The following is a 21,996-nucleotide window of genomic DNA, read 5'->3' on the forward strand; positions in this document are numbered from 1 at the left end:
CCTCGGCTCGCCGCTGCCGCTACCCCTTCACATCATACTGCTTGCTGAGGTGATCGCCGATCTGCACCAGCATCGCGACGCATTCGGGATAGCCGGGCCTCGCCACCGTGGCCTCGTCGGCGCTGGCGCGGAATTCCCAGCTGTCGCCGTCGCGCAGCACGGAGATGTCGATGCCATCAGGGCAATCGGCATGCACCTTCAGCTCGGCGCGCGCCATCGCGATGAGTTCGGCTTCGGTCTTGATCGGCTTGCTCATGTAAACGAAGTCCTCCCGGCGCTTGCGATTGGCGCCATGGTTGCCGATTTGGCGGCGGAATGTCGAGAGCACGGACGCGATCACGCCCTCTTGCAATTGACAAATCGCATCTCCCCGGCGAACATTCGGCCGGGTCGATACCACCCGCCGCTTGCACCCCGCCCGGGGACGGTGAACGTATCAAGCCAGGTTTCAGGCTTCCTTTGCCCGCACGAACGGGTCAGCAACGCAAGCCCCTGACGCTTTCCGTTCGTCGATGCAGAGGACCATCCCATGCGCGATTTCCGCGATGCCAAGGCCATGGCGCAGACGCTGCGCGAAGCGCTCGGTGCCAAGTCGATCCCCCTCACCCACAGCGACAGCCTGGAGCTGATTGCCAGACTGTTCGGTCAGCGTGACTGGAACACGCTGGCGGCGCGGATACAGGCCGCCGGCGGAGTGCCGGCTCCCACTCCGCAATCGGCGCCCGACGCCGTGCGGCAAGAGATCGCAGTCGATACAGCGGTGCTCGATCGCTATACCGGCTTCTACCAGCTCAGCGAGCAAGCGGTCTTCTCGGTGACGCGCGAAGGCAGCCACCTCGTCGGCCAACTCACCGGGCAGCGTGCCGTGCCCTTCTTCGCCGAGAGACCGACCGATTTCTTCGCCCGCGATGTCGATGCGCAGATCAGCTTCGTTGTGGCCGCTGACGGAGGCGTCACCTCGCTGGTCCTGCACCAGAACGGCGATCTGCCGATGTCACGCATCGACGCCGCAGCCGCGAGGGAGATCGCGGCGCGCACCGCGGAGCGGGTCAAGAACCAGTCGCCGGCTCCCGGCACAGAGGCGGCGCTCCGCCGCCTGTGCGAGGGGATCACCTCTGGCAACCCCGATTACAACGATATGAGCCTAGGGCTCGCCGCGGCGACCCGTGAACAGTTGCCGCGTCTGCAGCCCGGCCTTGCCGACCTCGGCGCAATCGAATCCATGCGCTTTCTCGGCGTTGGCGCCCAAGGCGAGGATGTCTACAGCGTGAAGCACGAGAACGGCGCGTCGCATTGGCGCATCGCGCTTGACGCGAAGGGCATCATTTCAACCGCGTGGGTGACACCCGGGCCGTGAGGCCCCGCATTGCTAGGGCGACGCGCTGGCGCGGCGCTCGCCCTTGATCGCCGGCAGCGTGCTTACCGGCGCGGCCTTCGCACTGTCAGGCACCGATCCGGTCGCCACCGGATCGGGCAGCGGCGCGCGGGCGGTGGCATCGGGGAAGCGGACCTTCATCTCGCGGATGAAGCCGTCGAGCGTGTCGACGCTGGCGGCCATCCGCGCGATCTGCGCGAACTCGGCGCTCGAGGTCGCAACGGGTTTGCTGGCGGCGTCGAACGCCAGCCTGTCGGCATCGCCCGACATCAGCGGCGCGTATTTCTCGCGGAACCGGGACAGCCCGATGGCGTCCTCGGCGAGCGCGTAACCGACCACGGCGCGGATGATGTCGGCCTTCTCGCCCGGGTTGAGCGGGGTAAAGTCACGCCAGCGATCGCCATAGTAGAGCTCGATCTGCTCGGACGCCTCGCGCCAGTGCCGCGATGCCCAATAGATGTCCGAGCGCAGCCGGATCGCCTCGCGGCCGGTGATGTTCGAGATGATGTCGAGCGCGAGGTCGTGCCGGCCGACGTCGCTCTGCGCGCGCGCCTCGAGCAGCAGCCGCTGCTGGCGCAATTCGCCGGAGAGGTCCGCAATCCGGGTCGAGCGCAGCGCGCCGATGGCGCGGTCGGGCTTGCGGTTCATCAGATAGACCATCGCAAGGCGCGCGGCGACCTGGGCGCGCGCCGCGCCTTCGAGACGCTTGTCGACCTGGTACTGCAGGAGGTCGGCGGCCTGGTCGAGCAGATCGACACCCACGAGACGGTCGGCGAGACGGCGGATCATCTCGTCGCCGCGGCGGCCGATCGGCGTCAATTCGCGGTATTCGTAGAAGGTGCCGAGCGCATCGATCGGCGCCATCTCGTCGCCCTTGGGGCCGAGATAGAGCTGCACGAACAAGGCCGACGCGGCATCCTGCGCCAGCCGCGATTCCGGCGCGTTCGGCTGCAGCCGGGTCGCGGCACGCGTCACCGCGAAGGCGTCGGCATAGCGCGCGGTCTCGGCGTAGATCTTCGACAACACGTAGAGCGTCTTCAGCTCGATGGAGTCGCCGCGCCACAGCATCGACAACAGCTCGAGCTCCTTCAGCACATCGTCGCGTCCGATCTCGCCGCGCTTCTGCTTGAGCAGCGTCTCGAGCAGCCTGCCCTCGGCGGCGGCCTGGCGATCGGCCGAATTGGCGGCGAAGCGGTAGGCGTCGAGCGCGTCCTTCTCCTGGCCGAGCGCTTCGGCGAGCCGGCCGCGCAGCACCGCAACCGCGGGCTTCAGCTCATCGGGAACGCCGACCACGTCGAGGTCGCTCTTGCGCCGCGCGGCGCCGGCATAGTCCTTGACCTCGAGCGAGGCCTTCATCGAGTCCAGGGTGACGATGCGCTGCAGGTCGGGGGGCAGCGTCGCGACCGCGAATTCGGCGTTCTTGAACTTCTCGCGCGCCTCGGCCCATTTGCCTTCGCGGGCAAAGGCGAGCCCCTTCCACAATTGGGAATCGTAACCATTGCCGATCACCGGATTGGCCAGGTCCTTCAAGCCCTGCGCCGGGTGTCCGATCAGGATGCTGGCGACCGCATGCACCATCACCACGGGCGCCGTCTCACTGCCGCGCTTGCTCTCGGACAGGATCAGATTGGCGACGCCATGCGCTTCGTAGTACATGCCGCGCGCCATGTAGAAATCGGCGAGATCGAGCCGCGCCTGCGGCAGCTGCTCGGCATTGGCCGCGCCGGCCGCCACGATCAGAGCGTCGAGCTGCTTGAGGAAGCTCTCCGACCGGTTCTTGCGCCACTCGTTCGGATCGAACAGCGGCTTCACCGCCGCAGTCGCGCGCTCGGCGGCGACATCGGCCGACGACAGCGTCAGCCCGCCGGGACGGCCCAGCATCACCTTGTCGGCGCCGACCTCCGCCTTGACGTCGTCGGCGTTGGGATGGACCACGACGCCGTGGATCGATTCCAGCAGCGAGAGCTCGACGAAATCCTGCCGCTTGATGATGCCGCGGGTCGGCGGCGGCGCGGTCACCACCCAGAGCGTATCGCCGGCGTCGGGATCGACCAGTTTATGGAGCTGGCCGGGATTGGCGAGCGGCACGCTGACATTGGCGAGCGCGGGCTCCGAGATGTTGCGCACCACGCTGAGCGGCAGCGGCGGCTTCTGCACCCGGTCGGCAAAGGTCAGCGTCCAGCTCACGCCGCGCGAGCGATCGTCGCTCTCGAGCGACGGCATCTGCGGCCGGTTGAGGCGGAAGCGCACCGCCTGCCCCTTCTCGAGTGGGATCCGGCTGACGTCTGATATCAGCGAGCCGGCCTTGGCGCGGATCGGATCGACATCGATCGCATCTAGCGTGTCGAACACCATCCACACCGTGTCGGCGCGGCGGAACAGCGCCGCCGGCGTCGCGCCGGGGAATGCAAAGGTCACCCGCAGCCCGTCGCTGTCGCGCTGGGCGTCGACCGCGGACTTGCCGCCGGCACGGGCATCAGTGGGCGGCGATGGTGCCGCGGCCGGCTTCGGCGCTTCCGTTGCCGGCGCGGCCGCGACGACAGGCGCGGGCTTCGGCGCATCGCTCACCGGTGCCATGTTCGGTTCGGCGGCGGAAGCGGCGCTGCCTTCGCGCGGGGCCGGCGCAGCAGCGTTCTCGACGCCAACAGCCGGAGCAGCTGCGATCTTCGGCAGCTCCGAATTGGGCAATTCCGATCTCGGCTGTTCCGTTTTGGCGGGCGCGGCTGCCGGCTGTTCGGTCCTGGCTTGCTCGGGCTTGACCGGCTCGGATTGCGGCGGTTCGGATTTGACCGGCTCCGCCTTGGACTGCTCAGGCTTGGGCTGCTCAGGCTTGATCTCGATCTTGGCCTCTCGCGCGATGCTTTCCGACGTCACCGGCGCGATCGCCGCAGCACCTTTGGCTCTGCCGCGCGGCGTCGGCAGCAGCGCGCTCAGCGCGGGCTTTGCCGCCTGCTGCTCGTTCTGCTGGAAGGCGACATCGACGATGTAGTTCTTCTCGTCGCGGAACGAATGCACGTCGACATCGCCAATCAACGTCACGTCGACCGCAGAGGTATCCGTGTCGGCGCGCGCGCTGATCGACGCGACGTTCGGGGGTGCCGCGACCTTGGCATCGGCAAGGTCGAAGCTCAGCACCGAGTTGAAGGCCAGCGTCAGCTTCTGCTCGTTCAGCACCGAGGAGACGCTGACACCGTCGGGAACCTCGAACACAAAGCGGACGAAGGTGGGCTGCACCAGCGCGCGAACCCGCACCGGCGGCTTTTTCTTGGCGGCGTCGGCGGCACGCTGCGCGCGCAGCAACCGCTCGGCGGCGCGGGCGCGCTCGGCAAGCTCGCGGATCACCTCCTGCGGCAGCGACGGCGGCGGCCCGGTCCAGCTGTCGGGCAGGAAATCGATGAAGATGCGCTCGCCCGCGGTCATGGTGTTGATGGTGACGCGGCGCGCCAGCGACAGGCGGATCGCCGAACCGTCCGGATCGCGGCGCGCGGCGCCGACATAATCGGGCACCGCATCCGACAATTTCTCGACCGGGATATCGACCGGACGCTTGAAGCGGATCACGATGATCGTGCCGGCGGCGGTGACCTCGGACTCGACGTCCTCCTTCAGCTTCAGCACCAGCCGAGCAAAGCCGTTCGCGGCCGAGAAGGCCGCCTCACCCGGCACCGCGTCTTCGGCGCGCGCAGCAGGCGAATATGTGAGGATTGTGAGAGCAAGGCCGGTGGCAAGCAGGCACAGACGCGCAGTCCGCGCCCAGGCGCGGCCTAGCGACCATGTTCCAGCGGCAGCCGTTCGCGCCATCTCGAAACGTTTTCTCGGGACCCCAGCCATACCAGCGCGAAGCGGCCTCGCTCACGCGCCCCGATCTTGGATCGGGCGGCGTTAAGGAGCTGTTAACGTCAATGGATTGTTTCGGAGGGGGCTAGGAAGGAGCGAGCAAGTCTACAGGCGGTTTCCGAGCTGGCTCCGCCCTGCGTGCTCTGCCCCAAGGAGGCCGCGAGATATTTCAGACCATTCTCGAATGCGTTTGCGGTATGGTTAAAGAATGCTTGCCATCACATTGGCGCGGCTCACGGAAACTGACGACTTGAGATGCCGCTCGAGACAGCAAGGTTCGGCATCAAGGATCATCTGAAGATACTCGAGCAAGCCGCACCGGCGCTGGACGATGCCGATCCATCTTTCGTCGCAAGAGCCATCGCCGACCTCGCCGAAGCCCCGCCTGGCTCGCGGGTGCAAGCCTGCCGGAAGCAGGCCCGGCGCTAACGCTCCCCTCAATTCGTCTTCGGCGCGAGGATCTTGCCTTCGATCTTGGGGAGATCGTCGGTTGAGGCCGACTTGTCGCCGCCGGCGCGGCGGGCGAGTTCGACGGTGAGCCGCTCGGCGGCCTCGGGCTGCATGAGGCCCAGAATGTCGGACATCTTGCGCGGCTGGATCTGCGAGGCGATCTGGTAGAGCACGTTCATTTCCAGGCGATCGAACACCTTGGCGGCGTCCTTCGGCTTCATGTTCTCATACATGGTGACGATGCCCTTGAAGCGGGCGGCCTCGGCTTCCGCCTTTGCCGCCGCATCGGCATTCGATTTGGCATCATTGGCCTTGGCCTCCTCGACCTTGGCCTCGATGCGCTTTTCGGCGGCCTTCAGGAGGCCTTCGCGGATATCGACCTCACGCGCGCGCGTCTCGAGCTCCTGGCGGCGCGCCTGCAACCGTTCCAGGATCGCGCGCTCCGACGCCGACACCGGCGCGGGCGCATCCAGATTGACCACCACGCCGTCGGGCTTGGACGGCTCCGCGGCCGGGGCGGCCGGCTTCGGCGCCTCGTCCTTCTTCTCTTCCTTGCCGTGCACCGATCCCGTGATGTCGCCGGGATCGCCTTTGATCTTGCTGTCAGCCACCGCCTTGCCGGCGCCGGGGAAATTCAAGTTCTGCTGCGCCCAAGAGGGGCCAGCCGGGCCAGCCGGCCGCGCCTCGTCAGCGAACACGTAACCGCCATCGAGCACGAGGCCCGCGACCTTCAGCACCATCAGGCCGAAGATCGCGACCAGCACCACAGGCATCACTCTGATGTCACGAAGCAACTTCATGCAGCGAGGCCGCCGGCCCTCCTGCGCTCGGTGAAGGCTTCAGCCGCCGCGGCCACCGCGCGCGCGGCCGAGACCCTGGGTGCCGGCGCCACTGGTGCGGCCGGCGCAACGGCGTGAGCCGGGACATGCGCGGGCTCGGGCGGCCGCGCGGCCTGCGCGATCTTGGACAGGCGGCGCACCACGCCATCGCCTTCGGCCAGCTGGGTCTTAAGCAGCGCCGACATCTGCGTCGCCGCATCGAGCCGGTTGCCGAGGTTCTCGTTGACGTCGCGCACCGCGTGCTTCAGCCCGCCGATCGCCCGCTCGGCGATCTCGGTCGCGGTGATCAATTCCGCGATCGTCGCCTTCAGCGAATGCTCGTCCGCCTTCAGCCGCTGCAGGCGCTTGTTGAGCAGCCAGCAATAGCAGATGGTCAGCATCAGAAGCACGGCCACCAGACTCTCGATCGCTAGTCCAAGCACATGACTCATGGTGCCTCCATCAGTTTGGTCCGCTCATCCGCCTTTTCGAACATCGCGAAAGTGGTCTGGGGTTTGCGCAAATTCTTGGTGACGCGGATCGCGACGCGGTCGCCGACGCGGCCCATCCGCCCTTCCGTTAGCGTGACGTTGCCGCAGCGGACCGAGACCAGCGCGTCGGAGCGGATATCCAGCGGCAGCGTGTCGCCGACCTTGAGCTTCATCAGCTCCTTCAGCGGGATGTCGGCCTCATACAGCACCGCATCGACCGAAATCTCGGCCTGCGCCACCTCGGTCGCGAAATGCCCTTCCCAGATCGGGTCGCGGCCGAACTTCTCACCCATGAACATCTGCAACAGCACGTTGCGGATCGGTTCGATGGTGGCGTAGGGCAGCAGCAATTCGACGTTGCCGCCGCGGTCTTCCATGTCGATGCGCAGGCGCACCAGGATCGCGGCGTTGGCCGGGCGGCTGATCGCGGCAAAGCGCGGATTGGTCTCGAGCCGGTCAATCGTGAAGGTCACCGGCGACAGCGGCCGGAACGCCTGCTCGGCATCCGATAGCACCACCTCGACCAGCCGCTTGACCAGGTTGGTCTCGATCGTGGTGTAGGGCCGGCCCTCGATCTTGAGCTGGGTCTGGCCGCGGCGGCCGCCGAGCAGCACGTCGATCATCGAATAGATCAGGTTGGAGTCGACCATGGCGAGGCCGAAATTCTCCCACTCCTCGGCCTTGAACACCGACAGCACCGCCGGCAGCGGGATCGAGTTCATGTAGTCGCCGAAGCGCACCGAGGTGATGCGGTCGAGCGAGACCTCGACGTTGTCGGAGGTGAAATTGCGCAATGATGTCGTCATCAACCGCACCAGGCGGTCGAACACAATTTCGAGCATCGGCAGACGCTCGTAGGACACCATCGCGGAATCGATGATGGCGCGGATGCCGGAGTGGTCGTCGAGGCTGACGTCGCCGACCGTGAAGCCGAGGAGATTGTCGATCTCCTCCTGCGACAGCACGCGCTCGCCATTGGTCTTGCCGCCGAAGTCGCGGCTGCCGTCCTCGACCATGGCGGCCCATTGCAGCGCCATGTTCTCGGTGAGCTCGTTCTTGGCAGCTTCCGCCGCGGCGGCCGCGGGATCCTCGGAATCGAGCGAGGCTTCCCACTGGGCCGCAATGGCGTCCTGGTCCATCTGGTCGTTGCCGGCCATGGCTTTACATCCACCCCGTCACTGGATCACGACTTCCTTGAACAGCACCGCGTTCACCTGATTGGGGGTGAGTGCGAGATTGACCCGCTTGGTCAGCTCCTCCTTGAGGCGGAACAGGCCGGCCGAGCCGTTGAGATCGCTCGGGCGCAGCTCGCGCATATAGGTCTGGAACAGGTCGGTGACGCGCGGCAGCGCCGGCTTGATCGCCTCGGCCTGCTTCTCTTCCTTGACCTCGAGCACGAGCTTCAGCTTGAGATATTGCACGCGCTCGCCGGGCGCGCCGACCAGATTGACCAGCATGTCCGGCACGTCGATGAAGCTCGGCGGCTTCGGCGGCGGCGCCTCGGCGTGCTGCTCCTCGCCGTGGCCGCGCATGAAGACAAACCATCCGCCGGCGCCCGCGCCGAGCACGACGAGGAAGCCTGCGACGGCAATGATCAGCTTGAGCTTGCCCTTCTTCGGAGCGGCCGCGCCCTCGCCGCTATCCGTCTTTTCCTCGTCCGCCATCGTCCGCTCGCTTCACTCTGAAGGATGCGAACGCGATTTGCCCCAGCTTTGGCCTGAAGACGCGATACAAATGCCGCCAGCGCACACGCGCCCCAATGAAGGCGACGCTAGGGTCATAATGGTTAACGGAAGCTTAGGATTTACCATCCACTAGGAAAAAACTGCCGGGCAAACATGGTCAACAAGACCTTTCTGCCGCCCCGCGCGACCCCCGGCAAAACACCTAAGCTATTAAAATACCTGAATATTTCAAGTTGGCACGGCTTTCGCTGAGAGGACGTCGTAACGAGCGGGTTTGGGAGAACCCAATGGTTACCGACGGTCCGGCGTGAAGGTTTGGGAGAACCTCTGCATCGGATCACCTCACAGGGGAGAACCACCGATGCAGAATACGCTTCTGGTCGGACTATCGAAGCAGATGGTGCTGGAACGGCAGATGGATGTCGTTTCCAACAACATCGCGAACATGAACACCAACGGCTACAAGGCCGACCGGTCGCTGTTCCAGGAATATCTGTCCTCGAACGCGCATGAGGACAATTTCGCGTCCTCCGACCGCCGCGTCTCCTTCGTGCAGGACCGCGCGACCTTCCACGACTTCTCGCAGGGGCCGACCGAAGAGACCAAGAACCCGCTCGACGTCGCGATCGACGGCAACGCCTTCCTGGTGGTGCAGACCCCGGCCGGCGAGCGCTACACCCGCGAAGGCAATCTGCAGATCAACGGCCGCGGCCAGCTCGTCACCGCCTCGGGCTATCAGGTGCTCGGCAACGCCGGCCCGATCACGTTCCAGCAGACCGACCACGACGTCAACATCGGCGCCGACGGCAATATCACCGTGCAGGAGGGCACGTCCCGCCTCGACTCGGTGCGCGGCAAGCTGCGCCTGGTCTCGTTCGCGCAGGCCCAGCGCCTGCTCAAGGAAGGCTCCAACCTCTACGCGCCCGGCGAGGGCACGCAGCCGCTGCCCGACACCAAGGCGCAGCTCCGCCAGGGCTTCATCGAGAAGTCGAACGTCAATTCCGTCGTCGAGATGAGCCGCATGATCGAGATCACGCGGACCTACACCCAAATCGCCTCGCTGCTTCAACAGCAGAGCGACCTGCACAAGTCGGCGATCGAGAAGCTCGCCGACGTGCCGAACTGATCCGGGGGATTGACCGATGCGCGCACTTTATACAGCTGCGACCGGAATGGCGGCACAGGAACTCAGCGTTCAGGTGATCTCCAACAACATCGCGAACCTGCGCACCACCGGCTACAAGAAGCAGCGCGCCGCGTTCCAGGACCTGATCTACGACCATGTGCGCCGGGTCGGCGCGCAGGCCTCCGACCAGAACACCATCATGCCGATGGGCATCGACCTCGGCGGCGGCGTCAAGACCGTCGGCACGCCGCGGATGATGACCCAGGGCACGCTGTCGCCGACCGGCAACGATCTCGACATCGCGATCCGCGGCGAAGGCTTCTTCAAGATCCTGATGCCGGACGGCACCTTCACTTACACCCGCGACGGCTCGTTCCAGATGGACAACCAGGGCCGCATCGTCAACGCGCAGGGCAACCTGTTGCAGCCGACCATCACGATCCCGCAGAACGCCTCCGGCCTCACCATCAATGCGCAGGGCCAGGTCTCGGTGACGCTGCCGGGCCAGACCGCGTCGACCAATGTCGGCCAGATCGGCCTGACCCGCTTCATCAACAAGGCCGGGCTGATGCCGATCGGCGACAATTTGTTCCAGGAAACGCCGGCCTCCGGCCAGCCGCAGGACGGCATCGCCAACACCGACGGCTATGGCGACATGCAGCAGAGCAACCTCGAACAGGCCAATGTCGAGGTGGTCTCGGAAATCTCCGACCTGATCGCCGCGCAACGCGCCTATGAGATGAACTCGAAGGTGGTCTCCGCGGCCGACCAGATGATGCAGTCGACCTCCAACCTGTTCCGCTGAGGATGATGTCGATGATCGCCCGCTCACTTCTGATCGCAGCCGCGCTCCTCGCGCTCACCGTGGCACCATCAGCCGCGCAAGGCCGCAGCGAGACCATCGCGGTGCCGACGCTGCGCGCCAGCATCACGGTCGCGGACGACATCGTGCGGGTCGGCGACCTCATCGACAATGCCGGCAGCGCCGGCAGCATCGCGATCTACCGCGCACCTGACCTCGGCACGACAGGCACGCTGCCGGTCGCCCAGGTGCTGAACGTGCTGCGCAGCCACCAGGTGATCGGCGTCGACACCCGCGAGCTGAAGGAGATCACGGTCACGCGGCTGGCGCGCACCATCGACAACAAGGAAATCGAGCAGCAGGTCGCGCGCGTGCTCGAGGGCCGCCACGGCCTCGGCCGGGCCGGCAATATCGCGCTGACCTTCGACCGCGATCCCGGCGACATTCGCCTCGAGGCGACCAATACGGGCGCGATGCAGCCGATCGGCGTGCGCTACGACGCGCGCTCGACGCGTTTCGACGTGACCTTCGAGATCAGCAACGACGCCGGGACGGCGCCGTACAAGCTACGCCTCACCGGCACCGCGATCGAGACGATCGACGCCGCCGTGCTGGTGCGCAATGTCGAGCGCGGCGAGCTGCTGAAGGCCTCCGACGTGCTGATCGAGCGCCGTCCGAAGGCCGAAATCGGCAACGACGCGGCGGTGCGCGACAGCACCATCGGCATGCAGGTCCGCCGCCAGCTCCGCGCTGGCCAGGCCCTGCGCGTCGCCGACCTGGTGAAGCCCGATCTGGTCACCCGCGACCAGAACGTCACGCTGATCTACCGCACCTCCGGTCTCTACCTCACGATCCGCGGCAAGGCGATCGACGGCGGCGCCGAGGGCGACGTCGTCAACGTGATGAACCTGCAGTCCAAGCGCGCCGTCTCCGGCGTCGTCACCGGCCGCGGCGAGGTCTCGATCTCGGTCGCGACCCCGCGCGCCGCGCCGGCCGCCGACGCCACCGATCCAAATTCCGCCTCCGTCAAGCTGAGTTCAGTCGCACCAAACGCCGAGTAAAGTTCATGCCCCAGTACCGTATCAACCGCCTCGTCCTGGCCGGTGCGCTGTTCGCACTCGGAGCGATCGCCAGCGGTTGCTCGTCGATCGACCGTCTCTCCCAGATCGGTGAAAAGCCGAAGCTGACGGAGATCGAGAACCCGACGACGCAGCCCGGCTACAAGCCGGTGCAGATGCCGATGCCGAAGCCCGAGGTCGCTTCCTACAGCCCGAACTCGCTGTGGCGCAGCGGCTCCCGCGCCTTCTTCAAAGACCAGCGCGCCGCGCGGGTCGGCGACATCCTGACCGTCATGGTGAACATCACCGACAAGGCCGCAATCGCCAACGAAACCCAGCGCAGCCGCACCAATTCCGAAGACTCCGGGGTCACCAACTTCCTGGGCTCGCAGACCATCACGCAGCCGAACAAGATCCTGCCCGGCCGCATCCTGACCGCCGACTCCACGGCCTCGAGCGACGGCAAGGGCTCGGTCAACCGCCAGGAAGCGCTGCAGACCAACGTCGCCGCTGTCGTCACCCAGCTGCTGCCGAACGGCAACCTGGTGGTCGAAGGCAAGCAGGAGATCCGCGTCAACTACGAAATCCGCGAGCTGATCGTGGCCGGGATCGTGCGCCCGGAGGACATCCAGAGCGACAACACCATCGACTCCTCGAAGATCGCCCAGGCCCGCATCGCTTATGGCGGCCGCGGCCAGATCACCGATGTGCAGCAGCCGCGTTACGGTCAGCAGGTCCTCGACGTGCTGCTGCCCTTCTAGTGGCATGATCCCGAAAAGTGGGAACCAGTTTTCGGAAAGGGATCATGCCCAACTAAGAGTCTTCACCAGCTCCCACATCTCGTCGCGAACCTAGGCGCGGCGCGGTGTACCAACACGGCCCTCGCTAGCTCCCCTGGCGAGGGCCGTGGCATTTTGTGACCGGTAGCGTGCGCTCGCGCGATCGGCGTGCACCAGTCGGATACCGCTTTCTGAAACTCACACGATGGCTTTCTCGGTTCGTTAACCGTCGCAGCAGCGCGCAGTGGAAGTTCGAGCGATTGCAACGTAGCTAGGCAACAACGCAGGGTTTTCTATTTGTATGACAGTCATGCAAAGAGACGGTCGGTATGCGGCGTGGTTCCGGACGCCGCGCGGCGAAGGCACCGGAATAGTCCAGCTCACAAATGGCAGGATCTCGGGTGGCGACGCCATGTTCACCTATGGCGGTAGCTATCAGCTCGAGGAGGACCGCTTCACCGCGATCCTGACGACGCACAGATATGCCGACGGCCCGTTCACCACGGTGTTCGGCTGCGACGAGGTCGAGGCGCAACTGACCGGCTCGTTCAACGGCAACCGGGCGGTGTGCTCGGGCACCGCCAAGCAGGCCCCCGGCGTACTGTTCGAGGCCACGCTGTTTCTGCAGCAGCACGAGCCGGAGCCCACCCCCGGCCCAAAAGCCACGACAACACGCGCGGATGTCGCGAGACTGCCAAAACTCCCCGACCGCCGCACGACGGTCGTGACCAGGCGTTTCAGCTGACCCGTCCGCAATGTCGATGGCGTCGCCGCCCCATCAGGCGTAGCATTGCGCATGCGCGAAGCGCAGCCCGATCGATGCAGCCGGAAGGAGGACCGCATGTATGCCGCCATCCGTCACGCCAAGGCGAAGACTGGTAGCGCCGAAGAACTCGCGCGCCGGATCAAGGAAGGCGCTATTCCGATCATCAGCGACGTCGAAGGCTTCATGGCCTATTACGTGGTCTATGCCGGCGACGACACGGTCACCGCGATCAGCGTGTTCAACAATTACGCCGGCGCCGAGGAGGCCAACCGCCGCGCGCTGGCCTGGATCGATGACAATCTCGGTCCATTGCTGATCGGCCAGGCCACCGCGGTTGCGGGTCCGGTGATCGTGCATACGAAGGCGTGACCGCCTGCAATGAACGCTCGGCCGATCACGGTCATGAAGCTGCTCGCGCATGCTTGCTGCGGCGCGGTCGGCGCCTTTGTGTTCGGCCTGTGCCTTGCAAGCTCGATCAAGCGCTTCGATGGCCTCTCCTTCGCAGTCACGATTCTCGTCCTAATTCCCGTCATCTCCGACTTGTTCTGGACGCGGCGCGAGGTTCGCCGGCTGGCCGCCGGCAAAGCCGCCGATCAGCAGGCAATTCAATTCCTGTGGTCCTATCTGTTCTTCACCATGCTCTCGACGGGCTTCGGCATCGCGGTCATGGCCGTGATTTTGCAGTCGGCGGACTTCACGCGGACATTTGGCGCAATCCTGTTCGGCGTGCTGACCTGCGCCGGGATCTATCCGGTTGTCCGCGACGCGAGGCGGCTTGCCGATACAGTTGAGCCACGGACTATCCCTTGATCTGGCCGCTCCCCTCGGGCCTGTCGCTCAAGACAACAAAGACCTTGCCGTTGAAGTCGTACCGCGCGACCTCGCGCATGCCGAGCCGCAGATGCGCCTTGAGCGAGCGCGGATTGTCGTCCCTGATGAAAAGGATCGCCTCACGGCCGGGAAAATTTGCCTGCAGCCTCGCGTACAACGCCTCCAGGACTCCAAGGCCGCGCGCGTCCTGCGAGATGCATACGGGACCATACACATAGGCATCTGGACGCCCCGGCCAGGCCTGCAGCATGGCCTGCACCGGCGGAGCCTCGTCAAACCCCTTCTCCGACGTCAGGAGCGCGCCGAGCAGCCTGCCCGCTTCGTCGATCGCGATGACGATCGATTGCCCGCTTGCAATGTGCGTCTCGATCGCATCGCGCGGCCATTGCCCGAGCAGCATGCCGCCCCGGTCACCGCTGTTGGCTGTCAGCAGCGCGGAGACGGCTTCCGCGTCCGACGACGTGGCGAGCCTGGTCCTGATCATCTCAGCTCGATCGAGTCAGCGGGCCAACGCACGATCGCAACTCACGCCTTTTTCTTCGCGGCCGCGCGGGCACCCGCCGCAGCCTTCTTCGCAGCTTTCTTGGCCGGCTTCTTCGATTTGGCCTGGTTGAGCTCGATCGCGGCGCGGATCAGGGCCTTGAATGCGCGGTCGTTGATCTTGTCGCCCTCGAACAGGTCGATCGCGCGCCGCACATTGCCCTCGAAGCCGGTGTTGAACACTCTGTCGGGGTCCGGCAGCTGCGCGCCGTACATGAAGGTGAGCTTCACCTTCCCCTTGTGCGCGTTGCCGACCGCAATGATGCCGTCACGCGACCACACCGGGCTGCCCATCCACTTCCACTCCTCGATGATGCCGGGGTCGGCGGCGAGGATGCTCTTGCGCAGGCTGGCCAGCGTCTTGCCGCGCCAGTCGGTGAGATCCTCGATCATCCGGTCGATACGGTCCGATGCCGTCATGTCTGCCTCGTGTTCCTCGCCCGCCTCATGCAATCACACCATGCAATCATACTTGCGATGCACTGGTCGATCCCCCGTGGTCGCGCCGCGGCGCCAGATAGGGCAACGCGAACAGATAGAGGCCGCTGAGCAGCATGAAGATCAGCGGGAACAGCGCCAGCAGGCCGATCCACACGGCTTGCTGCTGCTGCACCATGGCCATGATGTTGATGATGACGGCGACCGTGAAGGCAATCGAAAGCCAGCGGTGAATTTGCCTGATCCAGTTGTTCCAGTTCAATGTGACCTCCTGTTTGATAGGTGTTGTGCGGGGCTCACTCCGGCCGCGCCATCAGCTGATCGAGATTTTCCAGGAACTGCTTCCACCCGGCATGGGCGCCGCCATAGGCCTGCTTCTGATGTGGCTGGAAGCCGGACTGCTCGACGCGCAGATGGGTGCCCTTCGCCGTCGGCGTCAGCGTGAACACCACCACGCTCTCGAGATTGTAGGCGGCATCCGCATGCGCGAAATTCCAGGTGTAGGACAGCGTCTTGTGCGGCTCGACGGCGAGCACCTTGCAGTCCAGCACGCCGCCCCACTCTCCGCGCAGATTGAAGCTGTGCCCGACCTCGGGCTTGAAGTCGTTCTTCATCAGCCACTCCTCGATCAGATGCGGTTGGGTCAGCGCGCGCCAGAGCTTTTCCGGCGCATGGGGAAATTCGCGCTCGACGATTGCGGAGCGCGTTTCAGCGGTGGCCTTGTTCATTGGTCCATCCTTTTGAGCAGATCTTCGAGGTGGTCGAACCGGTTCTGCCAGAAGCCCGCCATCTGGCTGGTCCAGTCGATCAGCGGCGCCAGTGCGCCAAGCTGCGCGCTGTAATGCGTCTGCCTTCCTTCATGGCGATCGCGCACCAGCCCGGCCTGTTTCAGCACGCCGAGATGTTTCGACACCGCCGGCTGCGAGATTTTCGCGCGGGCCGTCAGCGCGCCGACGGTCTGCTCGCCCTCGCGGCACAGGCGCTCGAAGAGCGCGCGGCGGGTCGGGTCTGCGAGGGTTCGAAACAGCGCGTCGTGGGCGTCTGACATTTTGCGATCCATAACCTTCTGGCTATGGATTAATACATAACCGGTCAGCTATGGATATGTCAACGAGAAACTTGCGCATTGCGATGAGAACGGTCTGGTAAGGCTTTTGCAGCTCGATTCCGAGGAATGATCGCTTCGGCCTTTCATAGCCCGTGGGTTATTTGCCGGAGCCGATTTGCCCGCTGGAGCAAGTCGGTAAGATCCGTCAAGCCTGCCGAATGCGGCCGCGCCAATCCGTGTTGTTGGGCTCGGCCAACAACAGACCGTCTCGCAAGGGCAAGGCCCAAGAGACTTTCGGACTACTCTTTCGGCGGCACCGTACGCAAATAGGCGACGATGGCATCGAGATCGGCAGCTGACACGGTGGCGTAGTAGTGGAAACCCATCGGCGGATTGAGCTTGCTGCCATCCTTGCTGACGCCCTGGGTGATGGCGCGTTTGATCTCGTCGTCGGTCCAGCCGCCAATGCCGTTCGTCTTGCTGGAGCTGATGTTCCTCGAAACCGATACACCCCAAGGTCCCGGAAACTTGCCGCCACCAGCGCCCAGCCTGGTTGCAAATTCTCGCCCTTGCGGCCCCATCGGCGTGTGGCACTCCATGCAGTGCGCGATCGTGGTGAGGTAGAACCCTTGCTGCACCTTGTCGCCCAACATCGCCTCGGTGTACGCGCTATCACCGCCCGGGGGGACGGAATGTCGTTGCACCATCCTGTAGATCGGGTCCGGCACCGCATTCTTGACCGGCTTGATCGTGCGCAGATAAGCGATCACCGCATCGAGATCGCGCTCGGTCATAATCTCGTAGAAGCCGCTTGGCATGATCATGGCGACCCGTGCGCCGTTGCGCTTGATGCCCTTGCGCAGGAGTTGCCTGAGCTCGGCGTCGGTGTAATTGCCGATACCGGTTTCCTTGTCCTGCGTGATGTTCGAGGCGGTGACCTTGAAAGGTGGCTCGTCCCATGACGCGCCGCCGGAAAATGCCTTATCCGTGATCTCGCCTGATGGCCCCTTCGGCGTATGGCAGTTGCCACAGGTCAGGATGCCATTGACCAGATAATCACCCCGCGCGACCAAGTCCGATTCCGCGCTCAGCGGGCTGATCAATATCGCACCGATAACGAGCGCTAACGATCCGCTGCGGATCATGACGACGCCTCCAATCAATTAAATATGTTGATCGAGCACTGATCGATTTCTGGATTCAAAAAGTACGTCAGCGAAATGTGCGCGCCGCTGTCGACACTGCGAAAGCCGGCGCAAAAACTACGTATCTGGTGCGCTCGAAAATGCCGCGCGCGGATCGATGGTACGATCGCCAGCCTTCTTTTGGCAGGACCGAGGGCCAGCTGCACGAAGCTATCAGATTTCACTGCGGTGAGAAGACGGGTCTTCGAATCAAAACGATGCGATGCGTTTCGATCCGGAAACACTTCCATCGTCACTCCGGGCTCGCCAACGGGTCCGCGCAGAGCGCGGCCCGATGACAGGCTCCGCGAGAACCCGGAATCCATCGGGCCGCGCATCTCGCGGATGAATGGTTTCCGAGCCCGAGCCTGTCATCAAGCGTGCATTCACGCGAACCGCTGAAACTGTCCCGGAATGATGAGAGGATGGCGGCTGCCACTGAGTTGCCCGACGGCGCAAGCCCCCGCAGCAAAAATATTTCGGTTTATCGGAAAGATAATTTGATGTATGGTTCGCCGGTCTCACCCGATCGAGGGGCGCTTCGCAATCGTCACGAACGCGGGTCGAGATGCGGTGGACGCCGAGCGTGGCACTGACGAGGGCACGCAAGGCGGACGGTGAAGTCGTGTGGTCCTGACGCCCTAGCGGCCGGTGTCCTCTTGTGAGACGCAATTGCGTCTTGCAAAGGCGGTGACAAGCAAGCCCAGTCTCGCCGGGGAGAGCACGAAGTAAGCCGTAAACCATCGCGCAGGGAAAGCCGGAGTGTTTCCGGTTACACCTGTGGTCCTACCCCCGAGCTTTCTACCTTTTGCTCGGGGCCCATGGGTGCGATCGGCACCCGGCTTTCCCTGCGCCCTCTGCAAGAAGAGAGGGCATAACGAACAGCAAAGCTCGGACGATTCACGTCGCGAGAACGCAAAGCTGCGTCCCCACCCACACTGTCATCGCCCGGCTCGACCGGGCGATCCAGTACGCCGCGGCCTCTCGGCTCAAGCACTGGCGTCTCTGGAATACTGGATCGCCCGGCCGGTCGAGCCGGGCGATGACACCGAACAAGACAGGTTGAATCGAGAACCATCCTCATCGTCGTCCCGGCGAAGGCCGGGACCCATTACCACGAGTGGTAATTGTCGCACGTTGCTGGAACGACGAGTCCCGTTCACTACATCTGCTGCGGCGTATGGGTCCCGGCTATCACCGGACGACGGTGGTGTATCTGGCGCGACATGCGAGCCCGTTGCGATGGCGCTGCGCATGACCTACAACCATTGCGCGGATGCAGTCCTTGTTCACGGAGATCCTTGATGTGCCAGCTCTGCGACGTCACTCTTCCCACCCAGACCTCACGGCGCCGCTTCCTCGCTGTCGCGGCGGGCAGCGCAGCCAGCCTCGCCCTTGTGCCGCAGGTCTCCGCCAAGGAGACGAAGCCGCCGCCGAAGCCGCAGAACGTGCTGTCGCCGGACGCGGCGCTGGACCGGCTGGTGAAGGGCAATCTCCGTTATATCGAGGGCGTCTCGCGGCGGCATGATTTCAAGCACGAGCGCGAGGCGCTGGCCGGCGGACAGAATCCGTTCGCCGGCGTCCTGAGCTGCGCGGACTCCCGCATCGCGCCGGAGTACGCTTTCGACACCGGCCGCGGCGATCTGTTCGTCTGCCGCGTCGCCGGCAATTTCGCCAGCGATGAGATGATCGCAAGCCTCGAATATGCGGCGGCGGTGCTCAACGTGCCGCTGTTCATGGTGCTCGGCCATGACGCCTGCGGGGCAGTCGACGCCACCATCAAGTCGCTGAAGGACAACACCACCCTGCCCGGCCATCTGCCCTCGCTGGTCAATGCGCTCGCGCCGGCCGTAAAGGCGACCGAAGGCAAGCCCGGCGACCGGCTCGCCAACGCCATCACGCAGAACGTCATCGACAATGTCGCGAAGCTCAAATCGGCGACGCCGATCCTCAGCGCCGCGGTCGATCAGGGCAAGCTCAGGATCGTCGGCGCGGTCTATCGGCTGGCCAACGGCAAGGTGGAGCTGGTCACGGACGCGAAACGACCGGCGACGTGAACCTCGGCGCAGACTCCGGCCACTGAAACCATGCGAGCGACATGGAGAGGCCGGATGTGGCACGGGCAGCGAAGGATTGGGCCCCGAGGGATTGGGCAGCGAAGGATCGGGTGCAGAAAGATTGCTTTGGTGCTGCTGCTGGCGGCCTCGTTCACCGGGCGCGCCGGCGCTGAACCCTGCAACACCGCGCCGAAGCGAATCGAGATGGCCGCATCGCTCCGCCATGCTGCGGAGGACCGGCCGGTCAACATCACCTTCGCAACCGGGGCCAGCGGCGTGAAACTGCCTGCCGCCGTGATCGAGCAATACCCCGAGGAGATCACGATCATCCTGCAACACGAGTTCGATCGCCTGGTGGTGAAGGATGACGGCTTCGAGGTCGGGGTCTGGTTCAAGCGCAAATATGCGCGGCTGACCGTGCCGTTCGAGGCGGTCAGGGCCGTGTGGGACGGTTCGGTTCAGACATGTGCGAGCGGTCACCCCTAGGGAATGGCGACCATTCGATATGGCGAGCATCGAAAAGTCAGGCGGAGGTCGTTCCGCACTCTCAGTGTCGTCCCCGCGAAAGCAGGGACCCATAACCACGAATGCTGTTTGTTGCGCATTGCTGGAACGACGAATCCCGTTCAATACACGGGCCGCGGAGTATGGGTCCCTGCTCCCGTGCGCAATCGCGCACTAGGCAGGGACGACAACCCTGCCTGGAACGTCCCCTCAGGTGAACGTCGCTTCCACCTTGCCGAGCCCCTCGAGCTCCATCACGACCGCATCGCCGGCCTTCAGCCATATTGTCTTGACCAGGCTGCCGGTCAGCACGATCTGGCCGGCATGCAGGCCGCGGCCTTCGGCGGCGAGATGATTGGCGAGCCAGGCGAGCGCATTGTGGGGATGGCCGAGCACGTCGGCGCCGGTGCCGCGCCCCTCCTCCTTGCCGTTGATGAGCGCGCGCCCGGTGACCTTGCGCAGATCAGGCACGGTGATGCGCGGCACCGCTTCCCCGAGCACGCAGCCGGCGGCGAAGAAGTCGTCGGCGATCAGCGTCGGCGCGCCCAGCGTCTCCCATTTGACGTAGCGGTCGTCGACGATCTCGATCGCGGGATGGTAGGCCTCGATCGCTTCCGCGACCCATTCGGCGGTGAACGGCGCTTCGCCGGGAGCGAGACTGCGCGCGAGCCGCACGGCGATCTCGCACTCGACGCCGACATGGACGAAATCGGCCGCCGGCAGCTGCACGCCGCTGTCATGCACGACCTTCTCGAACACCCCGCCGCCGCAGGGGTGCGGGATGTTGATGTACTCCTGCATCACTGCGCTGGTGCAGCCGATCTTGTAGCCGACCAGGCTGCCGACCTGTTCCAGCAGCAAATCGTGCAGCGCGCGCTGCACCTCGTAGCCTTCGGCCTCGTCGCGCGGCACGACGTCCTTGGCGAGCGCCTTCAGCGGCGCGCGATTGCGGCGCGCGGCGGCGATCGCCTTTGCGGCCGCGACGACCCGGTCCATCTGCGCAGCCTCCCTGATGTTCTCGGCGGCGCCGTGGCGCCCCTGTCTGCTCACAGCAATTCAGCACTCGCCGACGCATCTGGCAAGCACGCTGGACGTGAGCTGCCGTCAGGCCTTGACCAAACCGAGCCTGATCAAGCTCTCGGCGGTCGCCACAATCATCTCCTCATTGCCGCGCGGGCGCCAGCCGAGCAGGTTCTGCGCCTTGGCGCTGGTGGAACGCCGCACCTTGCCCAGCAACGGCAAGGCTGCGCGGGCCAGCGGATTGCGCCGTGCGGCGAGCCGCATCATCAAGTCCGGCGCCTGGAACCGGGGCACACGCCGCGCCTTGCTGCCGAGTTTTTCGCGCAGCAGGCGGGCAACGGCAAGCACCGACAGGGTCTCGCCGGCGACCGCCAGGAAGCGCTCGCCCCTGGCCTTGGGCGAGGTCATGGCGCGCAGATGCAGGTCGGCGACATCGCGCACGTCGACGAGCCCGAAATGGATCCGCGGCACCGCCGGCATCGCGCCGTCGAGCAGCGCCTTGATGATGCCGATCGACTCGGAAAAGTCGGGCCCCAGCGCCGGGCCGAACACCGCGGTGGGATTGACCACGGCAAGCTCGAGGCCATTGCCTTCGCGTGCGATGAAATCCCAGGCGGCGCGCTCGGCCAGCGTCTTGGATTTGGGATAGGCCTGCACATCAGGACCATCGAGATTGGACCAGACGGTCTCGTCGAACGGCGCCGCCTGCGGCGGATGGCCATAGCCGACCGCGGCAAACGACGATGTGATGACGACGCGCTTGACGCCGGCCTCGCGCGCCGCGCGCAACACCCGCAACGTTCCTTCACGTGCCGGAACGATCAGCTCGTTCTCGTCCTCGGGCACTTGGGCGCCGAGCGGCGATGCGACATGGAGCACGTAATCGCAACCCGAAGCCGCCTCGCGCCAGCCGTCGTCGCGCAAGAGATCGGCGGTGACGAAGCCGACCTGGTCGGGCGTGGCAGCACCGCCCTCGCGCAGCATCGCGATCACGTCCTTGCTGCGATCCGGATTGCGCAGCGTGGTGCGCACCGCGTGCCCGGCGGCAAGCAGCTGCAGGACCGTATGCGCGCCGATGAAGCCCGTTCCGCCCGTGACCAAAACCGTGCTCATGCCCTCGCCCTCTCCATGGTTCAGCGGGTCCGACGTCGCGCCGCTCACCCTGCACAGACCGCATCTGGTCACTA

General features: G+C 65.1%; 26 protein-coding genes. 11 read left to right on the top strand and 15 right to left on the bottom strand.

Annotated features, from left to right (window positions below):
• Positions 1-19: 19 nt before the first annotated feature.
• A complete protein-coding gene (locus G6P99_RS30965) occupies positions 20-256 on the bottom strand; it encodes a hypothetical protein (protein ID WP_029085403.1) in 237 nt (78 codons plus the stop codon).
• A 273-nt stretch (positions 257-529) separates the two neighbouring features.
• On the opposite strand from G6P99_RS30965, the gene G6P99_RS30970 reads away from it, so the two are divergent.
• Complete coding sequence (locus G6P99_RS30970; protein WP_029085402.1) at positions 530-1,357, top strand: glyoxalase superfamily protein; 828 nt, start codon at positions 530-532, stop codon at positions 1,355-1,357.
• A 12-nt stretch (positions 1,358-1,369) separates the two neighbouring features.
• On the opposite strand, the gene G6P99_RS30975 is transcribed toward G6P99_RS30970, so the two are convergent.
• Positions 1,370-5,176, bottom strand: a complete 3,807-nt coding sequence (locus G6P99_RS30975) for a tetratricopeptide repeat protein (RefSeq protein WP_165124529.1) — start codon at positions 5,174-5,176, stop codon at positions 1,370-1,372.
• Between the two features lie 291 nt (positions 5,177-5,467).
• On the opposite strand from G6P99_RS30975, the gene G6P99_RS30980 reads away from it, so the two are divergent.
• On the top strand, positions 5,468-5,641 hold the full coding sequence (locus tag G6P99_RS30980; RefSeq protein ID WP_156929164.1) for a hypothetical protein: 174 nt from the start codon (positions 5,468-5,470) through the stop codon (positions 5,639-5,641).
• A gap of 8 nt (positions 5,642-5,649) precedes the next feature.
• On the opposite strand, the gene G6P99_RS30985 is transcribed toward G6P99_RS30980, so the two are convergent.
• From G6P99_RS30985 to fliL, 4 genes are read right to left on the bottom strand one after another with little or no spacing between them, the layout of a single operon-like run.
• Entirely contained in the window at positions 5,650-6,462 is an 813-nt protein-coding gene (locus tag G6P99_RS30985; RefSeq protein ID WP_029085400.1) for a MotE family protein, read from the bottom strand.
• Positions 6,459-6,932 carry a DUF6468 domain-containing protein gene (locus G6P99_RS30990; RefSeq protein WP_029085399.1) on the bottom strand — a complete coding sequence of 158 codons (474 nt, stop codon included), beginning with the start codon at positions 6,930-6,932 and terminating at the stop codon, positions 6,459-6,461. Before G6P99_RS30990 ends, G6P99_RS30985 begins: the two co-directional genes overlap by 4 nt.
• On the bottom strand, positions 6,929-8,128 hold the full coding sequence (gene fliM / locus G6P99_RS30995; RefSeq protein ID WP_029085398.1) for a flagellar motor switch protein FliM: 1,200 nt from the start codon (positions 8,126-8,128) through the stop codon (positions 6,929-6,931). The genes G6P99_RS30990 and fliM overlap by 4 nt, the downstream gene beginning before the upstream one ends.
• Before the next feature lie 18 nt (positions 8,129-8,146).
• Complete coding sequence (fliL, locus tag G6P99_RS31000) at positions 8,147-8,635, bottom strand: flagellar basal body-associated protein FliL (RefSeq protein WP_029085397.1); 489 nt, start codon at positions 8,633-8,635, stop codon at positions 8,147-8,149.
• 382 nt (positions 8,636-9,017) lie between these two features.
• Here fliL and flgF point away from each other — a divergent pair, with 382 nt between their 5' ends.
• The 7 genes from flgF to G6P99_RS31035 all read left to right on the top strand — a co-directional run bounded on the left by flgF (position 9,018) and on the right by G6P99_RS31035 (position 13,997).
• Positions 9,018-9,782: a flagellar basal-body rod protein FlgF gene (gene flgF, locus G6P99_RS31005; protein ID WP_029085396.1), complete on the top strand. Its 765-nt coding sequence runs from the start codon at positions 9,018-9,020 to the stop codon at positions 9,780-9,782.
• Positions 9,783-9,798: 16 nt separating this feature from the next.
• Positions 9,799-10,587 (top strand): flagellar basal-body rod protein FlgG, encoded by a 789-nt coding sequence (gene flgG, locus G6P99_RS31010; RefSeq protein WP_029085395.1) that lies wholly within the window; start codon positions 9,799-9,801, stop codon positions 10,585-10,587.
• Between the two features lie 2 nt (positions 10,588-10,589).
• Entirely contained in the window at positions 10,590-11,645 is a 1,056-nt protein-coding gene (flgA, locus tag G6P99_RS31015; RefSeq protein WP_029085394.1) for a flagellar basal body P-ring formation chaperone FlgA, read from the top strand.
• A gap of 5 nt (positions 11,646-11,650) precedes the next feature.
• Positions 11,651-12,403 carry a flagellar basal body L-ring protein FlgH gene (gene flgH, locus G6P99_RS31020; protein ID WP_029085393.1) on the top strand — a complete coding sequence of 251 codons (753 nt, stop codon included), beginning with the start codon at positions 11,651-11,653 and terminating at the stop codon, positions 12,401-12,403.
• Between the two features lie 328 nt (positions 12,404-12,731).
• Positions 12,732-13,166 (top strand): hypothetical protein, encoded by a 435-nt coding sequence (locus G6P99_RS31025; protein WP_035978650.1) that lies wholly within the window; start codon positions 12,732-12,734, stop codon positions 13,164-13,166.
• Between the two features lie 96 nt (positions 13,167-13,262).
• On the top strand, positions 13,263-13,556 hold the full coding sequence (locus tag G6P99_RS31030; protein WP_029085391.1) for a hypothetical protein: 294 nt from the start codon (positions 13,263-13,265) through the stop codon (positions 13,554-13,556).
• A gap of 9 nt (positions 13,557-13,565) precedes the next feature.
• Complete coding sequence (locus G6P99_RS31035) at positions 13,566-13,997, top strand: hypothetical protein (protein WP_029085390.1); 432 nt, start codon at positions 13,566-13,568, stop codon at positions 13,995-13,997.
• Here G6P99_RS31035 and G6P99_RS31040 read toward each other — a convergent pair.
• From G6P99_RS31040 to G6P99_RS31070, 7 genes are all read right to left on the bottom strand, one after another.
• Positions 13,987-14,502, bottom strand: a complete 516-nt coding sequence (locus G6P99_RS31040; protein ID WP_029085389.1) for a GNAT family N-acetyltransferase — start codon at positions 14,500-14,502, stop codon at positions 13,987-13,989. The two genes, G6P99_RS31035 and G6P99_RS31040, sit on opposite strands and share 11 nt — an antisense overlap.
• Positions 14,503-14,543: 41 nt before the next feature.
• Positions 14,544-14,978 (bottom strand): DUF1801 domain-containing protein, encoded by a 435-nt coding sequence (locus tag G6P99_RS31045; protein WP_029085388.1) that lies wholly within the window; start codon positions 14,976-14,978, stop codon positions 14,544-14,546.
• 46 nt (positions 14,979-15,024) lie between these two features.
• Positions 15,025-15,258: a hypothetical protein gene (locus G6P99_RS31050; RefSeq protein WP_029085387.1), complete on the bottom strand. Its 234-nt coding sequence runs from the start codon at positions 15,256-15,258 to the stop codon at positions 15,025-15,027.
• Between the two features lie 34 nt (positions 15,259-15,292).
• Positions 15,293-15,724, bottom strand: a complete 432-nt coding sequence (locus G6P99_RS31055; RefSeq protein WP_029085386.1) for an SRPBCC family protein — start codon at positions 15,722-15,724, stop codon at positions 15,293-15,295.
• Positions 15,721-16,044, bottom strand: a complete 324-nt coding sequence (locus tag G6P99_RS31060; protein ID WP_165124532.1) for an ArsR/SmtB family transcription factor — start codon at positions 16,042-16,044, stop codon at positions 15,721-15,723. The genes G6P99_RS31055 and G6P99_RS31060 overlap by 4 nt, the downstream gene beginning before the upstream one ends.
• A 299-nt stretch (positions 16,045-16,343) precedes the next feature.
• The gene (locus G6P99_RS31065; RefSeq protein ID WP_035978648.1) at positions 16,344-17,189 is read right to left on the bottom strand and encodes a c-type cytochrome; all 846 of its coding nucleotides are present in this window, start codon (positions 17,187-17,189) and stop codon (positions 16,344-16,346) included.
• 14 nt (positions 17,190-17,203) lie between these two features.
• Complete coding sequence (locus G6P99_RS31070) at positions 17,204-17,479, bottom strand: hypothetical protein (RefSeq protein WP_156929163.1); 276 nt, start codon at positions 17,477-17,479, stop codon at positions 17,204-17,206.
• A gap of 1,053 nt (positions 17,480-18,532) precedes the next feature.
• Between G6P99_RS31070 and G6P99_RS31075 the strand changes: the two genes are divergently transcribed.
• Positions 18,533-19,285, top strand: a complete 753-nt coding sequence (locus tag G6P99_RS31075) for a carbonic anhydrase (RefSeq protein ID WP_029085383.1) — start codon at positions 18,533-18,535, stop codon at positions 19,283-19,285.
• Between the two features lie 129 nt (positions 19,286-19,414).
• Positions 19,415-19,771, top strand: a complete 357-nt coding sequence (locus tag G6P99_RS31080; RefSeq protein WP_165124535.1) for a ClpXP protease specificity-enhancing factor SspB — start codon at positions 19,415-19,417, stop codon at positions 19,769-19,771.
• 228 nt (positions 19,772-19,999) lie between these two features.
• Here the strand turns inward: G6P99_RS31080 and G6P99_RS31085 are convergent, their stop codons facing one another.
• Both G6P99_RS31085 and G6P99_RS31090 read right to left on the bottom strand, forming a co-directional pair.
• The gene (locus tag G6P99_RS31085) at positions 20,000-20,785 is read right to left on the bottom strand and encodes a 2-keto-4-pentenoate hydratase (RefSeq protein ID WP_165124538.1); all 786 of its coding nucleotides are present in this window, start codon (positions 20,783-20,785) and stop codon (positions 20,000-20,002) included.
• Between the two features lie 108 nt (positions 20,786-20,893).
• The gene (locus tag G6P99_RS31090; RefSeq protein WP_029085381.1) at positions 20,894-21,922 is read right to left on the bottom strand and encodes an SDR family oxidoreductase; all 1,029 of its coding nucleotides are present in this window, start codon (positions 21,920-21,922) and stop codon (positions 20,894-20,896) included.
• Between the last annotated feature and the right edge of the window lie 74 nt (positions 21,923-21,996).

Origin of the sequence: Bradyrhizobium sp. 6(2017), assembly GCF_011058295.2 — a bacterium.
GTDB classification, from domain to species: domain Bacteria; phylum Pseudomonadota; class Alphaproteobacteria; order Rhizobiales; family Xanthobacteraceae; genus Bradyrhizobium; species Bradyrhizobium septentrionale.

Excerpts from the sequence above, each read along its gene's own strand:
- G6P99_RS31025 (WP_035978650.1), top strand. The coding sequence starts at position 12,732 with ATGCAAAGAGACGGTCGGTATGCGGCGTGGTTCCGGACGCCGCGCGGC.
- G6P99_RS31070 (WP_156929163.1), bottom strand. The coding sequence starts at position 17,479 with ATGGAAGTGTTTCCGGATCGAAACGCATCGCATCGTTTTGATTCGAAG.
- G6P99_RS31055 (WP_029085386.1), bottom strand. The coding sequence starts at position 15,724 with ATGAACAAGGCCACCGCTGAAACGCGCTCCGCAATCGTCGAGCGCGAA.
- G6P99_RS30990 (WP_029085399.1), bottom strand. The coding sequence starts at position 6,932 with ATGAGTCATGTGCTTGGACTAGCGATCGAGAGTCTGGTGGCCGTGCTT.
- G6P99_RS31085 (WP_165124538.1), bottom strand. The coding sequence starts at position 20,785 with ATGGACCGGGTCGTCGCGGCCGCAAAGGCGATCGCCGCCGCGCGCCGC.
- G6P99_RS31045 (WP_029085388.1), bottom strand. The coding sequence starts at position 14,978 with ATGACGGCATCGGACCGTATCGACCGGATGATCGAGGATCTCACCGAC.
- fliL (WP_029085397.1), bottom strand. The coding sequence starts at position 8,635 with ATGGCGGACGAGGAAAAGACGGATAGCGGCGAGGGCGCGGCCGCTCCG.
- flgH (WP_029085393.1), top strand. The coding sequence starts at position 11,651 with ATGCCCCAGTACCGTATCAACCGCCTCGTCCTGGCCGGTGCGCTGTTC.
- G6P99_RS30965 (WP_029085403.1), bottom strand. The coding sequence starts at position 256 with ATGAGCAAGCCGATCAAGACCGAAGCCGAACTCATCGCGATGGCGCGC.
- G6P99_RS31090 (WP_029085381.1), bottom strand. The coding sequence starts at position 21,922 with ATGAGCACGGTTTTGGTCACGGGCGGAACGGGCTTCATCGGCGCGCAT.
- G6P99_RS30980 (WP_156929164.1), top strand. The coding sequence starts at position 5,468 with ATGCCGCTCGAGACAGCAAGGTTCGGCATCAAGGATCATCTGAAGATA.
- fliM (WP_029085398.1), bottom strand. The coding sequence starts at position 8,128 with ATGGCCGGCAACGACCAGATGGACCAGGACGCCATTGCGGCCCAGTGG.
- G6P99_RS30985 (WP_029085400.1), bottom strand. The coding sequence starts at position 6,462 with ATGAAGTTGCTTCGTGACATCAGAGTGATGCCTGTGGTGCTGGTCGCG.
- G6P99_RS31035 (WP_029085390.1), top strand. The coding sequence starts at position 13,566 with ATGAACGCTCGGCCGATCACGGTCATGAAGCTGCTCGCGCATGCTTGC.
- G6P99_RS31075 (WP_029085383.1), top strand. The coding sequence starts at position 18,533 with ATGTGCCAGCTCTGCGACGTCACTCTTCCCACCCAGACCTCACGGCGC.
- flgG (WP_029085395.1), top strand. The coding sequence starts at position 9,799 with ATGCGCGCACTTTATACAGCTGCGACCGGAATGGCGGCACAGGAACTC.
- G6P99_RS31065 (WP_035978648.1), bottom strand. The coding sequence starts at position 17,189 with ATGATCCGCAGCGGATCGTTAGCGCTCGTTATCGGTGCGATATTGATC.
- G6P99_RS30975 (WP_165124529.1), bottom strand. The coding sequence starts at position 5,176 with ATGGCGCGAACGGCTGCCGCTGGAACATGGTCGCTAGGCCGCGCCTGG.
- G6P99_RS31060 (WP_165124532.1), bottom strand. The coding sequence starts at position 16,044 with ATGTCAGACGCCCACGACGCGCTGTTTCGAACCCTCGCAGACCCGACC.
- flgA (WP_029085394.1), top strand. The coding sequence starts at position 10,590 with ATGATGTCGATGATCGCCCGCTCACTTCTGATCGCAGCCGCGCTCCTC.
- G6P99_RS31030 (WP_029085391.1), top strand. The coding sequence starts at position 13,263 with ATGTATGCCGCCATCCGTCACGCCAAGGCGAAGACTGGTAGCGCCGAA.
- flgF (WP_029085396.1), top strand. The coding sequence starts at position 9,018 with ATGCAGAATACGCTTCTGGTCGGACTATCGAAGCAGATGGTGCTGGAA.
- G6P99_RS31040 (WP_029085389.1), bottom strand. The coding sequence starts at position 14,502 with ATGATCAGGACCAGGCTCGCCACGTCGTCGGACGCGGAAGCCGTCTCC.
- G6P99_RS30970 (WP_029085402.1), top strand. The coding sequence starts at position 530 with ATGCGCGATTTCCGCGATGCCAAGGCCATGGCGCAGACGCTGCGCGAA.